This is a genomic window from Vibrio sp. YT-19(2023) (assembly GCF_033337395.1).
Genome location: NZ_JAWOQN010000016.1, coordinates 113,759 through 128,831, shown reverse-complemented (window position 1 = coordinate 128,831; position 15,073 = coordinate 113,759). Strand labels below are relative to the sequence as shown.

Genomic DNA, 15,073 nt, shown 5'->3' with positions numbered 1-15,073 from the left:
CTGAAACTCAGTATATTGTATAAAAGTCGGTCAACTTTAGGAGGTTTGGTTTCTCGTCTGAATTACGCAACAAAGCCTCTCTAAACCCTGATGACATCATCACCAACATTGAACTCTTAACAGGAGAAATCTTCGAACCATCGACAGATCTTCTTATTTTAGATGAAATTGGTGAATGTCCAAGAGCGGTCACCTCTCTTAAGTACTTTGCAGAAAAGGCTCCCAAAGCTTATGTTGCTGCTAGTGGTTCAAATATCGGATTGCTCACGTCCTTTCCCGTTGGAAAAGTTGAGCAACACAATTTAAAGCCACTGACTTTCAGGGAATTCTTGTGGGCATCTGGAGAAAAAGCACTGCAAAAAGCGTTTGACCAAAAGCTGAATTCTCCAGCAGCTCATACAAAATTAATCGAACTACTGACCGACTACTATTTTGTTGGCGGCATGCCTGAAGCCGTAAACTCATGGTTCGAAAACTCAGAACTCAGTATTATTGAACGCATTGAAGCCGTATCTGAAGTCCATAGGAATTTAATTGAGGGCTACATGCGTGATTTCGGAAAGTACTCTGGAAAAGTGGATGCACAGCTAATCGAATCTGTATTTCGAAGCATTCCCGCTCAACTATCTTCGGTATTCGACGACTCCGTTAAACGGTTTAAATTCAAGGGAGTTCACGAACGCAAGTCTCGCTATGCTGAATATGAAAGTGCGATCACATGGCTTCACAAGTGTCGGCTTGCTTTAAAAAATCATCCTATTGAAGGGCAGCCTCGTTCTCCTTTAGCTGCGTATCAGAAGGAAAATACAGTTAAACTATTTCTCTTTGATGTAGGGCTATTGAACCATATGCTCGGCACTGGTTACCGTGAAATCAAACAGCAAGGCTATGAATACAAGGGATATGTCGCTGAAAACTATGTTCAACAGGAAATCGCTGCGTTAGGCATTGAACCAAGTTTCTCTTGGGGAGACGCAAGAGCAGAGATAGAGTTCATTATCGCTGATGACCTAGGTCGTATCGTACCTGTAGAAGTAAAAAGCGGTAAGCGAACCCGTGCGAAATCATTGCAATCCTACATCGAGAAGTGCAAACCCCACAAGACAATCAAACTTACAGGTACTCAAGGCTCTCCAGCAACAGAGAAGGAGCACATCGTGATGCCGCTTTACTACACCGAATACTTACTTGATCACCTGAATGATCTAGACAAGAACTAGGTAGTAACAAAATTAACAGAAAGCCCCAATGGGGCTTTCAAAAACAATCTTTATTTAAGATTAGCTCTTAGCGACTGAGTACTTTTAATGTCTGGAAAAGGTAACGTTTCAGCGGAGGGTACAACTGACAACGCTGGTGGAACATACCCAATCAACTCTTTCAATTTACTGCTCCAGGTTTCAAGCCCACCTAATTTATCATCAAAATAGTCATAGCGATCATAGTGACGTGTACTCACATCTTGTAACGCGTGATTTTGAATACGATCTCGAACTTCTTTGCTGATTCGACATGCCCCCATCAAAGTTTTACACGTTCGACGCAAATCTTTAGGCACAAACTTATCGAACCCCACGGCATTGCGATAACGAGTCACTGCACGACAAATTGAGCTAGTCTTCATGGGTTCTTCTGCATCTTTTGGATTTGGAAAAACATATCGTCCACCACCAGAAAGCTCATATTGTTTCTGAAGTATTTCAAAAGCCAATCCGTTCAACGGTACGATATGATCTTTTTTGTTTTTGGAACGTTCTTTGGTAATGCAGACAAACCTTTCTTCCCAATCAACATTCCACCATTCAAGTGTAATCACCTCATACGGTCGTTGCCCCCCTAGATAGATGCACAGTTGAAGTAAGTGCTTCAAATCTTGTCCGATGGGTACAAGATCATAGTTTTCACGAAGATCTTTTAGCAGACGCCGTAACTCTCGCCATTCTAAGAACCTTTCACCAATGCGCTCTCCATCTTTTTGCTTAGGAATTGGTGCTACAGGATTGTATTTTATGCCAAATTTCGACTCTAAAGAGAAGTAGCGAGGATCGTTATCAAAGCGCATCCCATGGTTAAACGCCGCCATAACATAGCTACGTACTCGGTTGCTTTGGGTGATAGCTCCGCGCTGGATCATCTTACTAATAACGTATTTAATATCATCTGTCGTTACATCACACGCTTTGGTGTTTTTGTCTATGTATGGATAGAACTCTCGTACCAGCGCATTTCGCACGTCTTCATACGTTCTCTTTCCATCTATTTTCATACGCTCCGTATAGCTATGAAATAGCTCATCAATGGTTCCTAAGCTTTTACTCTCAGCATCAATTTTTTTCTGCTCGCTCTCTAGTTGTTCAAGGTGCAATTTAGGATCTTTTCCGCCGAGCAACAGTTGTGAGAAAACTTGGGCTTTCTCGCGAGCTTCTGTAAGAGTCATGCTGCCAGCACGTGCACTGAATAAACCGATTGAGATAAATTTTTCTTTCTGGTGCTGGTAGTAGCGAAACACGAACTGCTTTTTCCCACTAGTGAAAATTTTTACTCCCAAACGCCCTGTACCGCGTTGACCTGATTGATCCCAGAGATAATAGGAATTTTTACGACTGGTCGCGGATTGAATTTTAGTAACAGTTAACATTCTGATTTTCTCTTGTCTTTTTTGGCGAAGTTAACTTTCTAGGCCAATAGGCATAACCTAAAAGCAGCCAAAAATGATATTGACAAACTTCCTGCCTAAGCAAAGCTAGGTCAGGTAATGGGTCAGACAAGAGAAAAGTGACATGAAAATCAATGCAAACTAACGCAACAAAGACAAACGTTTAACTGTTTGAATTTAATGGCAATTACTAAGCATTGCATACTCATAAAAATGAACCTGGTAGGACTCATTGTCGACTTTCAGCCTCTAACTTCATTGCCAAATAAGCTTGATCAGCAGAAACCAATTCAGGGCGGTTAATCAACTTCCAGAGGAAGTATGGTGGGATTAAAAATACGATGAAGTAGAGAGATTCATGGAAAAAAACATCGGCTATCGTTTGCTGATGCTCCCAAAGTGCCGTCAGTGCGAAGAGCTCTAACATCACGCCTAATACGCCAAAGACGACAGAGACAACAATCGCTAAACCCAGTAGTTCTCTAACAAAGTGCTTGTATGCCATGATACTAATTCCTTCTAGCAATAAGTCATACTAACTTACGCTCATAAGAAACAAGTGAGCTTGATTATTATCAAACTCACCTCATCACTGTTAAGAACTTAGTTTTATAAAAAAGTACTTGTATATAGCGTCAGCGAAGACTGATTTCCCTATCACAGAGCATAGATACCTCTACAAATAGAAGGTGATGGAACGACCAACTATTGACTATATGAGCGCAACTTTAATCAGATAAGTAATATTGAACCGTCGATACCACTCGTACTTTCTTAATGTAAGGCGTGTTGCTGTCTCGGTCATAAATCGAGAACTGCCCTTGAGTTGCACGTTTGATCTTACCCAGTGAACTCTGTGAGTCTTTCGCAAATTTCTCAGCCACTTTACGCGCATTCTTAGTCGCTTCTTCGATCATGTCTGGCTTCACATCATTCAGCTTAGTAAAGCTGTACTCAACACGATTTGCATAAGGATCTTGGTTAAGCAAAACGCCTTGCTTTCCTAGCTCACCTATTTCATTGATTGCCGCTCGAACAACATCAACACTCTGGCTATAAACCGTAACGGTTCGCGAGGCCAAATAACGATACTCAATGTCTTGCTCGCTCCCATATTGCTGTGCTTTTCTGTCAATGACCGCTGGGGAAGAAAGGGAAACGCTGGTTTCAGGAAGCCCTTTGGCACTTAGAAAGTCCAAAATCAAACGGGTTTGCTGGTCAATTTCATCAAACATGGCTCCCATATCATTACTCGCTAGAGTAAATTGAATCGGCCAAATCACCGTATCAGCAGGATACTCACGCTCCGACAAACCTTTTACTGTCACGACTCTTTCATAGGCTCGGTATTTCACCGCCGTCTGCTGCATAAAATAGCCAAGTATGCCAAGACCAAGTATCAAACTTAGCCCAATCCAAAGTGCTGCTTTATTGGAAACTCGTTCCATTATTTCCCCCTGATAAATATCAACTTAGCTTAATCTTTGTTCTAGATAAGATAGCCTATCTCTTGTTTTAAGAGGGAGACATAACGCGAGTTTTGATTCATAGCACAGTGATATACCGTTTTCTTTAGTCAATAAAGCTTCATTGGTTTGTCACCAAAGGCTCATGCTTTTGCCTCTGAATTGTCATCTGTAATTTCTACTATCCAATCAGCAACTTGTACGCTGAGGTAAATATGGATAGTTCGACCCCTTTTCGTCTCCCACGTAAAACGCCGTTTGGCATTGGTGAAAACGTTGCTGAATGGGCAACCGGTTTAAACCAACTTGATAAGTTCTACGCCCAACGCCCCGTTAATGCCGATACCAAAACTTTTCTCCGCTTCACGCTGGATGTCTTAGGTATCGATTATCGCATTGCTCATGGTTCACTCGACTCAGTGCCTAAACAAGGTGCTACCGTCATTGTGGCGAACCACCCGCTTGGTTGTGTGGAAGGCGTCATCTTGGCCGAACTCTTGTTGATGGTACGAGACGATATCCAAATTCTAGCCAATCAATACCTGAAAACCGTACCAGAGTTAGATCAGCTCTTCATTGGTGTCGATGTGTTTGAAGGCAAAGACGCCGTCAAATCAAATATGAAGGCCCTCAGAGCGGCTAATAAACACCTCGCAAGTGGCGGCTTATTGCTTGTCTTTCCTGCCGGTGAGGTTTCCCAGTTAGTCGATGCCAAACAGCAACGCTTGGAAGACAAAGCGTGGAGTCGAAGCGTAAGTAGCCTGATCCGCAAAAACAAAGCAACGACAGTTCCAGTATTCATCAGTGGTCAGAACTCGAAACGCTTCTATATGGCAGGGAAAATCCATCCACTTTTGCGTACCCTAATGCTCGGGCGGGAGCTACTGAACAAACATGCACAAACCATCAACTTGTCTTTTGGCCAAGCGATTAAATTCAAAGAGCTCAACACACTTAACGATGATCAAGTGGTGAACTATTTGCGGCTCAACACTTACTTGCTCAATCGTGAAACCCATTCAGTGAAGCCTTCTTCTTCATCAGAAATGCTCTCTCCAATAGCGGCAGGGTTACCCGTAGGCGAATTGCTTGAAGAGCTGAACAACTTACCAAAAGAGTCCAAGCTGCTAACAAGTGGTGAGTTCGATGTTTACTGCACGGAGTCGCAGAACATCCCTTCCCTACTACATGAAATTGGTCGCCTACGTGAGCTCAATTTTCGACAGGTTGGCGAAGGGACAGGACTAGCAATAGACATTGACCATTTCGATCATGATTACCTGCATCTGTTTGTGTGGGACAGAGAAAACCAATGCTTGGTGGGCGCGTATCGTTTAGGTCTAGTTGATCAACTGATTGAAAAGCGCGGCGTAGCAGGTCTGTATTCACGAACGTTGTTTAACTATGACCAACGCTTTATAGACCAAATGGGTAAATCCATCGAAATGGGGCGCTCAGTGATTGCACAGCAATATCAAAAGAGCATGAGCGCGCTACTGCTGCTGTGGAAAGGCATCGCAACCTTCGTGCATCAAAACCCAGATTACACTCACCTATTTGGTCCGGTAAGCATTAGCAACGACTATAGCGATACTGCGCGCCAACTGCTTGCCCAATCAATGACGCTGCACCACTACGATAACAACTGCGCAGAGTACGTCACGCCTTCTAACCCACTTCCCGAGCACCACCGTGACTGGAACACCAGCATGCTTACTGCTCTGGGAGATTTACAGTTACTATCACGCGTAATTGCCAGAATCGATGAAGGGAAAGGTGTGCCCGTGTTACTGCGTCAGTACTTAAGCCTCAATGGCAAACTGGTGTGCTTTAATGTCGATCCTGCATTCAATAACGCGCTAGATGGGTTGATTACGGTGGATTTGCGCGATGTTCAAGAAAAGACGTTGGCAAGGTATATGGGACGCGAACAAACTCATGAATACCTCACCTACCATGCTAATAGCAACCATAAGTAAGGGCAGTGAGTAAGAAGGGAGTTGTGAGTCAATAAAAGCAGTGTAGCGACTCTCTTTTACTTTTCTATCAATTAGATAAGAGCACTTCGTGAAGTACGCCGAAAAGACTCTTATAAATACATTCTATCGAAGAGTCGCAATGACATTGAACACGCCAATCCCGTCGCAAACTTTCACAAAACACCAAAATCGACTTAGATCACATTTTACACCCAGACCAAACCAGCACAAAATGTGATATTGATCGTTACTGGTATTTAATTTGAATTTCAAAAGAAATTAAAAGTGATCAAGGTCACAAAGTATTTTGATTTTAAATTTGTCAGAAGATCGAATTGATCACTAAGATTTTTATTGACAGATTTGAAAGTGGCTTTTTGTTATTAAGTTACAAGTTAATAAGTTGAACTTGGTCACTTAAAAACCGTTTCTCAGCCCAAGAAATGCGGGCGTAGATCACGAAAAACCCGTTGTCAGTTCCAATTGGAAAATGTGTGGTAAATTGATTGGGTACTAAGCAATCAAACAAACGGTTTTGGCGAACCGTTTACTACAACAAGATTCATCAGAACATCGAACGGGGAATTGTTATGATATCACCAGATGCCAAGATCAAGATACAAAATTTTGGTCGTTTTCTGTCAAACATGGTAATGCCAAACATCGGCGCGTTTATCGCGTGGGGCTTTATCACTGCTCTATTTATCCCAACTGGATGGCTACCAAACGAAACGTTAGCCTCTATGGTTGGCCCAATGATTACCTACTTGCTGCCACTACTTATCGGTTACACCGGTGGTAAATTAGTTGGTGGCGATCGTGGTGCGGTAGTCGGTGCAATCACAACAATGGGTGTGATTGTCGGCACAGACATCCCAATGTTTATGGGTGCAATGATGGTCGGCCCAATGGGCGGCTGGGCTATCAAGAAATTCGATAACTACATCGATGGTAAAGTAAAAAGTGGCTTCGAGATGTTGGTTAACAACTTCTCTGCGGGCATCATCGGCATGCTATGTGCGATCCTTGCTTTCATCTTTATCGGTCCATTCGTAAAAATTCTTTCTGGTGGCTTGGCGGCAGGCGTTAACTTCCTAGTTTCTGCTCACCTACTACCACTGACTTCAATCTTCGTTGAGCCTGCGAAGATCCTTTTCCTAAACAATGCGATCAACCACGGTATTTTCTCTCCACTGGGTATCCAGCAAGCGTCTGAAACAGGTCAATCGATCTTCTTCCTAATCGAAGCAAACCCTGGTCCTGGTCTTGGTATCCTGCTAGCTTACATGGTGTTTGGTAAAGGTACGGCTCGTCAAACGGCAGGTGGTGCATCAATCATCCACTTCTTCGGCGGTATCCACGAGATTTACTTCCCATACATCCTAATGAACCCTCGCCTAATCCTTGCGGCTATCGCAGGTGGTATGACTGGCGTATTCGTACTAACTATCTTTAACGCAGGTATCGTTTCTCCAGCATCACCAGGTTCAATCTTTGCAATCTTGTTGATGACTCAGAAAGGCTCAATCGTTGGTGTTCTGGCGTCTATAGCAGCGGCAACAGGCGTGTCATTCGCCGTAGCAGCACTGCTAATGAAGACACAAACGTCAACAGAAGAAGACGGTGATGAAGCAGCACTAGAAAAAGCAACATCACAAATGAAAGACATGAAATCTGCATCTAAAAACGATGCGGTGGTAAACAGCCAAAGCAAAGGTGACGTAGACCTAGCGACAGTACAAAGCATCATTGTCGCTTGTGATGCGGGCATGGGCTCGAGTGCAATGGGCGCGAGCATGCTACGCAAAAAGGTTCAAGACGCAGGTCTGAACATCCACGTAACCAACCTTGCCATTAACAGCTTACCAGAGAGTGCAGATATCGTGATTACTCATAAAGACTTAACGGATCGTGCACGTAAGCATGCTCCAAACGCACACCACATTTCATTGACTAACTTCCTAGACAGCGAGATGTACAACCAGCTAGTCACCAAACTACTAGCAGCGCAAAACCAATCCGCAGCCAATGACGACCAAATGGTAAAAGTTTCGCTCGTGGCAGCAAACGACGACAACTTCGAGCCACAGCAAACGTCGGTGTTCCAAATCCAGCGTGAAAACATTCACCTAGGTTTGAAAGCTGCCAACAAAGAAGAAGCGATTCGCTTCGCGGGCAACAAGTTGGTCGAACTTGGCTACGCAGAACCAGAATACGTAGACGCGATGTTTGAGCGTGAAGCATTGGTTCCAACTTACCTAGGCGAATCTATCGCAGTGCCTCACGGTACGGTGGAAGCGAAAGACCGCGTGAAGAAAACCGGCATTGTAATCTGCCAATACCCATCGGGTATCCAATTTACTGAAGACGACGACGATGTTGCGAAACTGGTTATCGGCATTGCCGCTAAGAACGATGAGCACATCCAGGTGATTACCACCATTACGAACGCGCTCGATGAGCCGGAGGCAATTGAGAAGCTAACCAGCACCAACGATGTGGAAGAGATTCTAAACATCCTTGGCGGTCAACAAGCGGCTTAATTACCCCTTTAATTTGCTCCTGAGGCAAATGGGGTCAGCTGTCACCCCCTATGCGGTTGGCCTCCCCCTAGTTTCGTAAGTCAACATTTTAGACATTGGTAGGTAAGAATTATGAAAAACGCAGTTCATTTTGGCGCAGGTAACATTGGTCGTGGCTTCATCGGTAAACTATTAGCAGACGCAGAAGTCGAGGTGACATTCGCAGACGTTGACGCTCCACTCGTCGACCAACTGAGTCACAAGCAAGAATACAAAGTAAAAGTGGTCGGTACTGAGTGCCAAATCGACACAGTAACTCACGTCACCGCGGTTAACTCAGCCAGTGAAGATGTCATCGACCGCATTGTAAAAACCGACTTGGTAACAACAGCGGTTGGCCCTAACGTACTGGACATCATTGCAAAAACCATCGCTACCGGCATTGCTAAACGCTTTGCAGCAGGTAACGATAAACCATTGAACATCATAGCGTGTGAAAACATGGTTCGTGGCACCACACACCTAAAAGGTGAAGTGTACAAACACTTGGATGAATCATTGCACGCGAAAGCAGACGAGTTGGTTGGCTTTGTCGATTCAGCGGTAGACCGTATCGTACCACCAGCAGAAGCGGCGAACGATGACCCACTAGAAGTCACTGTAGAGAGTTTTAGCGAATGGATTGTGGATGAGCAGCAATTCAAGGGCGAAATCCCTGACATAGCTGGCATGGAAAGAACCAACAACCTAATGGCATTCGTAGAACGCAAGCTATTCACTCTCAATACAGGCCATTGCATTACCGCTTACCTAGGTTGCTTGAAAGGCCATCGTACCATTCGTGAAGCAATTGAAGACCCAAGCATTCACGCTGAAGTAAAACAGGCGATGCAAGAGAGTGGTGAAGTGCTGATCAAACGTTACGGCTTCGACCGTGACATGCACAACGCCTACATCGAGAAGATTTTAGGACGCTTTGCCAACCCATACTTAGTGGATGAGGTGGATCGCGTAGGTCGTCAACCAATTCGAAAATTGGGTGCAAACGATAGATTAGTGAAGCCTTTACTCGGTACAATTGAGTATGGCACTGAAAATCAAACACTTTTGAAAGGCATTGCCGCTGCGTTGAAGTACACTAACGACACTGACCCACAAGCCGTAGAGCTACAAAACTCATTAAAAGAAGTGGGTGTGAAGAAGACGCTAGCGACATACACAGGTCTTGCAGAAGACAGTGCTGAAGTGGCTCAAATCGAGACACTTTACAACCAACTTTGATTTACCTAGGGGAGCTCGGCTCCCCTTCTATGTCCTTCTCTGCTTGAAGAGTTGGGATAGCTAATAATTAGAAATGTATTCAGTATATGGCAGATAACATCAACGAAACCGAGATCATTGAGCGATTAAACAGCGCCCCATCGGTACGAGGCTTTTTCATTGCAGCAGTCGACGTTTTTAACGATTCGATCGACGGGTTGGTGCAAAGAATCTTTCGTAAAGATAACTTCGCTGTTCAATCGGTTGTCGGTCCGCTGTTACAAGACTCTGGACCGCTGGGCGATCTGTCTGTTCGTTTGAAGTTATTGTTTGGCTTGGGAGTGCTCCCCGATGACATTTACCACGACATCGAAGACATCATCAAACTCAAAAACCAACTCAATAGTGACGCTTCAGATTACGAATTCACTGACCCGAATATTCTAGAACCAATTAAGAAACTGCACTTGGTGAAGAAAATGGGCATGGTACAACTGGAAGTCAGCGAACCAGATGACGACATCGACCTTGAGTTTTATCAGCTACAACTGCAACGTCAACAACAAATCATTAAGTCAGGGCTCTCACTTGCCATTGTCGAGATTTGCAATGAGCTCGGCAAAGACAGCCCTTTTTAATCGAAAAACTGGCACGGAAGCCTCCTCAACTCGCCCCCCTTTTTGCACATTCTTCTATACAACGTGCGTGAAAGCCATCACAGTCCATATTCCGATGTCTCTGTAACATCAGACCAATCTATCGCTAGTATTGAAACGGTATCGCATGCTTTCAATCGAAGACACTAAAACTAAGTGGGAGTTTTTCCAGAAACACCACTGGGTATCTCCAGAATTTTCCCGCACTCCCGTCCTCGAGTCGTGGGAGCGTTGCATAAAGCAATGCAGCCCTTACACCTGGTCAAAACCACATATTGCTTCTGGATTTACCTTCTCATCTCTAATGAAGCGCAACGAGCATCTCATCGAATGCGCCACGACCGTACTTGAAGATACGTACGATATGCTTGGTGACGAAGACCTGGTGTTGATGGTAACCGATGGCAACGGCTGTATTCTCTCCACCGTCGGGCACGACTCTTTGCGACAAGAGATGCAAACGCTCGGCATAAAACAAGGCTGTTTTCTCTCCGAAGGAAAGATAGGCACAAATGCAGTCAATCTCTGTATCAACACTCATATCCCGTGTGAAGTTTTTGCTGCCGAACATTTCAATCGCCACTTGCACTCTTATGCCTCTGTAGCGGCGCCTGTTTTCGACCAATTTGGCAAATTACGCGGTACAACATGCCTTTTCAGAAAAGCGGAAAGCTATAAGAAAGAAGACTTAGTCATCATCGCGTCGAGCGCGAAAGAAGTCAGCTTGCAAATCCACATTCAGTCGGAACAAGAAAACATGAACCGCCTCACTTGTGCGCATAACGCAACGTTAGAGTGCATGGATGACGGCCTTCTGGCCTGGGATGAAGAAAGCCGTATAACCATGGTAAATCACCAGTCCGAGCGTTTGTTAAACATTGAAGCCAGTCAGGTCTTGGATAAAGAAGTCTTTTCTGTTTTGCGCTTCCCACCGAATGTCCTTACTAGTATTGAGTCAGGTGCGAGCATAAACCGTAAACTCACAACGGTAGAGGTTCGTGGCGAGTTTGTTGAAGCGATCATCACCTTGCGTCCACTCAACGACGGCACACACTTATTGTTCTTGCACCCTATCGATAAAATTCGCGAACTTGCTCAACAACAAATAGGTGGCAGTGCGCGCTATACGTTCAGCACTTTGCCTGTCATTTCACGAAAAATGAAGCATGTCATTACCGTGGCAAAACGGGCCATAAAGTCCAAATCACCAATTCTAATTACAGGTGAAGAAGGCGTAGGAAAAGCCACTCTCGCCATGGCGATTCATAACGAAAGCACCTACAAAGAAGGGCCATTCATTACGCTCAACTGTCGCTCCATCAATACAGAGCAACTGGTCAAAGAAACCCTGGGATACGACGAGGGGCAAGGCATGCCTTCAAAGTTTGAGCTCGCCCATGGCGGTACGCTCTTTTTAGAAAAGGTGGAATATCTGTCGCCCGATTTACAAGCCGTGCTACTTAAGTTGTTAAAAACTGGGCTCGTCAGCCGCAGCGACAGTTTGCGATTGATCCCCGTAGACTTTCAACTTATCACCAGCACCTCTTCAGAGATCAGCGAGTATGTCACTCAGCGCTCATTTGGTCGGCAACTTTATTATGAAATCTCCTCGAACGAGCTGCATATTCCACCACTACGAAAGCGTAAAGAAGACATTGAATTTCTCGTCCAGCAGCTTATCAGCCATTACGAACGCCGCCACAATGTGACTATCTCGATAGAACCAGTCGCACTGGAAGCGTTGATGAATTTTCGTTGGTCAGGCAACAACTCTGAATTAAGAAATCGAACTGAGCGAATTTTGCTTAACCGCAGTTCCAACTTAATCAAGCTGAACGATATTCCTGAAGACATTAAACTGAATTCTCGCCATACCGCAGAAAATACGCCAGTAATCACGTTAGAAGAAGCCGAGAGAAGAGCGATTGTTCAGGCTTGGAATCAGTGTGATGGCAAAATGCATGATATGGCGAAAGCATTGCAAATTGGCCGCACGACCTTATGGAGAAAAATTAATAAGTTTGGGCTGCAGGAGCAAATGAAGCTGTATTAAGTCGTGAATTGGCGTTCCTATAACAAAAGTAAAACCGGCGTAAGCACGCCGGTACAGGTGTACTAACGATAAGGTATCGATTAAACATCGACAGACAACTGACGAATCTGCGCTTTTAGTCCCGGTAGCATGCTCGAACTGGCGCTGAATTTTCGCAACCCCACGCGGAGCAATGTTTCTGTGGCATTTGGATCGCCAGCCATCTCACCACACATACTAACCGGTATGCCCGCGCGATCGCCTGCTGCACACGTGAGCTCAATGGCTTTTAGTACCGATGGTTCAAAGTAGCTCACCAATTCAGCAACAGCGGCGTTACCTCGATCGGCGGCCATAACATATTGAGTCAAATCATTGGTGCCGATAGAGAAAAAGTCGACTTCTTGGGCTAACGCATCAGCATTTAATACCGCGGCTGGCACCTCAATCATAATACCAACGCGCAAATGAGTCGCATCCAAGCCGAGTTGGTTTGCTTGATGCGCCAACAGCACTTTTACTTTTCTCACTTCTTCAACCTGAGCCACCATCGGTATCATCAATTGAATATTCGGTTGCTCGTGAAAGGCTCTCAGAATGGCTCGAAGTTGAGCGGTAAACAATGACTCATGTTGAAGGCACAACCGCACCCCTCTCAAACCTAAAAATGGATTATCTTCCGCTGGCATAGGATAAGCGGCTAAAGGCTTATCACCGCCAACATCTAGACTACGAATCGTAAGTGGCTTATCACCAAGTGCGGCGGCAATATCACGATACACTTGGTATTGCGCTTCCTCAGTTGGCAACTCATCACTGTTTTGAAATAGAAACTCAGTCCGAAATAGACCAACGCCCTCAGCTCCTGATGTTAGTGCATCATCAATATCTTTCGGTCCACCAATATTGGCGAGTACTGGAATATGGACACCATCACAGGTGACTGCGGCTTGCTGAGCACTCGCTAGTGCACTTTGTCGGGTGCTTTGCCACTCAATTTGTTGCGCTTCTAATTCCTGCTGTATGGCATCTGAAGGAGAGAACCATAAATGCCCTCGAAAGCCATCAATAGTCACCACTTGACCAGCACGCACAGCATCAAGGCAGCCCTGAGCTTTAACGATGGCAGGAATCCCCATCGCACGGGCAAGAATCGCACTGTGAGAGGTTTTCCCTCCCTCACTCAAACAGATACCAAGCACTTTCGATTTATCAAGCCCGGCCACATCAGAAGGCATCAGGTCGCGGGCCAACAAAATACTCGGTTCCTGAATGTCGATGGCATTAGGCGTTACGCCTGTCATTTCGACCATAACTTGGCGTGCGATATCATGCACATCTGCTTCGCGCTCCCGCATGTACTGACTTTCTGCCTGGCGAAACTCTTCGGCCAACGTTTGTAGTGATTCTATCCAAGCTTGCTCGGCTATCATGCCCGTTTGAATTCGCGACTCGACCGATGCCCATAATTCTGGGTCACTGAGCATCATGCTATGAGCGGAAAATATTTCCCCTTTCGGCTGCTTCGCTTGCTCCTGCAAATGTTGAACAACCACGCCTATCGCACGCTTAACCCGTTCAATTTCATCTTGTTCGCTTTGGAAATCACGTTCAGGCACAGCTGGCATTTCATGAGTAAAAAGGACAGCAGGAGCAGTAGCGATACCGTCATTGACTCGAATACCAACAACAGCACCTTCAATCTGATTTGAGGCCATGCCATCGAGCAGAGTATCCGAGCTTTCTTCAGGTTCGACAATGCCTTGCTCAACCGCCTCTTTTTCTCCGAAGTGCTCACTAGCTAAGGCTTCAAATGCCTTGATTGCTTCACTGGATTGAGGTCCAAGTGCGCATAAGGTGATCGTCTCTTGACTACGAACGCCAAGTTTCGCAATGCTGTTTAAGCTTTTCGCGTTCACACGGCGCTCGCCTTTTTTCAACCATAATTGGCAGTCAAAAGGCGCGAGTGCACCAACAATGGCCGCAGCGGGACGAGCATGTAATCCATGCGGATTTTGCACTACCCAATCAAATGTCCGTTCTTGCTCAAAGTTCTCTGATACTGGCGCTATCTCAGCGGACGTTAGTGGCTGATCACCAAGGTGCTCTTGTTTTACGCTTAACGCATTCTGTGCCTCTTCGACTACCGTCGATAAAGGTAGTCCGGCGGCGGCAGCCACCGACGCCGCCATGGTTCCTTCAACAATAGGTGCCGAGATAAGGGTGACATTTTCCCTCACATGATCATCAATCAGATCCAGAGCCATTTCCGTGCTAAGCAACGCGCTGCCAAGATCCATCAACACAACAACCCCTTGTTGATCTTGTACCTGCTCAATCGCTTCCATCACTGCAATGGCATCGGTTCCGATCGGGTTCTCTGGATCATCAATCCCAGCAGCAATCGCAAGCTTGGCTTTGCCTTGCGTCATTTGGGTGGCAAGTTCTGCCACCCCTTCTGCAAGTCGACGACTATGAGATACAACTACAATTCCCACCATC

Annotated in this window: 9 protein-coding genes and 1 pseudogene; 6 read left to right on the top strand and 4 right to left on the bottom strand. The window is 45.4% G+C overall.

The window, feature by feature from the left end; translation table 11 throughout:
* Window positions 1-77: 77 nt before the first annotated feature.
* Window positions 78-1,220 (top strand): annotated as a pseudogene (locus R7E78_RS13910) (ATP-binding protein); the annotation flags it as partial.
* 50 nt (window positions 1,221-1,270) lie between these two features.
* Here R7E78_RS13910 and R7E78_RS13905 read toward each other — a convergent pair.
* From R7E78_RS13905 to R7E78_RS13895, 3 genes are all read right to left on the bottom strand, one after another.
* A complete protein-coding gene (locus R7E78_RS13905; RefSeq protein WP_318057951.1) occupies window positions 1,271-2,638 on the bottom strand; it encodes a tyrosine-type recombinase/integrase in 1,368 nt (455 codons plus the stop codon).
* A gap of 247 nt (window positions 2,639-2,885) precedes the next feature.
* Window positions 2,886-3,161 (bottom strand): hypothetical protein, encoded by a 276-nt coding sequence (locus tag R7E78_RS13900; protein WP_005379716.1) that lies wholly within the window; start codon window positions 3,159-3,161, stop codon window positions 2,886-2,888.
* Between the two features lie 223 nt (window positions 3,162-3,384).
* Entirely contained in the window at window positions 3,385-4,104 is a 720-nt protein-coding gene (locus R7E78_RS13895; protein WP_318057950.1) for an SIMPL domain-containing protein, read from the bottom strand.
* 233 nt (window positions 4,105-4,337) lie between these two features.
* Between R7E78_RS13895 and R7E78_RS13890 the strand changes: the two genes are divergently transcribed.
* The 5 genes from R7E78_RS13890 (at window position 4,338) to dhaR (ending at window position 12,592) form a co-directional block, all read left to right on the top strand.
* Window positions 4,338-6,101 (top strand): lysophospholipid acyltransferase family protein, encoded by a 1,764-nt coding sequence (locus R7E78_RS13890; RefSeq protein ID WP_318057949.1) that lies wholly within the window; start codon window positions 4,338-4,340, stop codon window positions 6,099-6,101.
* 590 nt (window positions 6,102-6,691) lie between these two features.
* Window positions 6,692-8,644 carry a PTS mannitol transporter subunit IICBA gene (locus tag R7E78_RS13885; RefSeq protein ID WP_005379710.1) on the top strand — a complete coding sequence of 651 codons (1,953 nt, stop codon included), beginning with the start codon at window positions 6,692-6,694 and terminating at the stop codon, window positions 8,642-8,644.
* A 111-nt stretch (window positions 8,645-8,755) separates the two neighbouring features.
* On the top strand, window positions 8,756-9,904 hold the full coding sequence (locus R7E78_RS13880) for a mannitol-1-phosphate 5-dehydrogenase (RefSeq protein WP_062730758.1): 1,149 nt from the start codon (window positions 8,756-8,758) through the stop codon (window positions 9,902-9,904).
* Between the two features lie 86 nt (window positions 9,905-9,990).
* Window positions 9,991-10,521, top strand: a complete 531-nt coding sequence (locus R7E78_RS13875) for an MltR family transcriptional regulator (protein ID WP_005379708.1) — start codon at window positions 9,991-9,993, stop codon at window positions 10,519-10,521.
* A 145-nt stretch (window positions 10,522-10,666) separates the two neighbouring features.
* On the top strand, window positions 10,667-12,592 hold the full coding sequence (gene dhaR, locus R7E78_RS13870; protein ID WP_213968486.1) for a dihydroxyacetone kinase operon transcriptional regulator DhaR: 1,926 nt from the start codon (window positions 10,667-10,669) through the stop codon (window positions 12,590-12,592).
* Between the two features lie 80 nt (window positions 12,593-12,672).
* Here dhaR and ptsP read toward each other — a convergent pair whose 3' ends face one another.
* Entirely contained in the window at window positions 12,673-15,072 is a 2,400-nt protein-coding gene (gene ptsP, locus R7E78_RS13865; RefSeq protein WP_318057948.1) for a phosphoenolpyruvate--protein phosphotransferase, read from the bottom strand.
* Window position 15,073 lies beyond the last annotated feature (1 nt).

Excerpts from the sequence above, each read along its gene's own strand:
- R7E78_RS13895 (WP_318057950.1), bottom strand. The coding sequence starts at position 4,104 with ATGGAACGAGTTTCCAATAAAGCAGCACTTTGGATTGGGCTAAGTTTG.
- R7E78_RS13875 (WP_005379708.1), top strand. The coding sequence starts at position 9,991 with ATGGCAGATAACATCAACGAAACCGAGATCATTGAGCGATTAAACAGC.
- R7E78_RS13880 (WP_062730758.1), top strand. The coding sequence starts at position 8,756 with ATGAAAAACGCAGTTCATTTTGGCGCAGGTAACATTGGTCGTGGCTTC.
- ptsP (WP_318057948.1), bottom strand. The coding sequence starts at position 15,072 with ATGGTGGGAATTGTAGTTGTATCTCATAGTCGTCGACTTGCAGAAGGG.
- R7E78_RS13890 (WP_318057949.1), top strand. The coding sequence starts at position 4,338 with ATGGATAGTTCGACCCCTTTTCGTCTCCCACGTAAAACGCCGTTTGGC.
- R7E78_RS13885 (WP_005379710.1), top strand. The coding sequence starts at position 6,692 with ATGATATCACCAGATGCCAAGATCAAGATACAAAATTTTGGTCGTTTT.
- R7E78_RS13900 (WP_005379716.1), bottom strand. The coding sequence starts at position 3,161 with ATGGCATACAAGCACTTTGTTAGAGAACTACTGGGTTTAGCGATTGTT.
- dhaR (WP_213968486.1), top strand. The coding sequence starts at position 10,667 with ATGCTTTCAATCGAAGACACTAAAACTAAGTGGGAGTTTTTCCAGAAA.
- R7E78_RS13905 (WP_318057951.1), bottom strand. The coding sequence starts at position 2,638 with ATGTTAACTGTTACTAAAATTCAATCCGCGACCAGTCGTAAAAATTCC.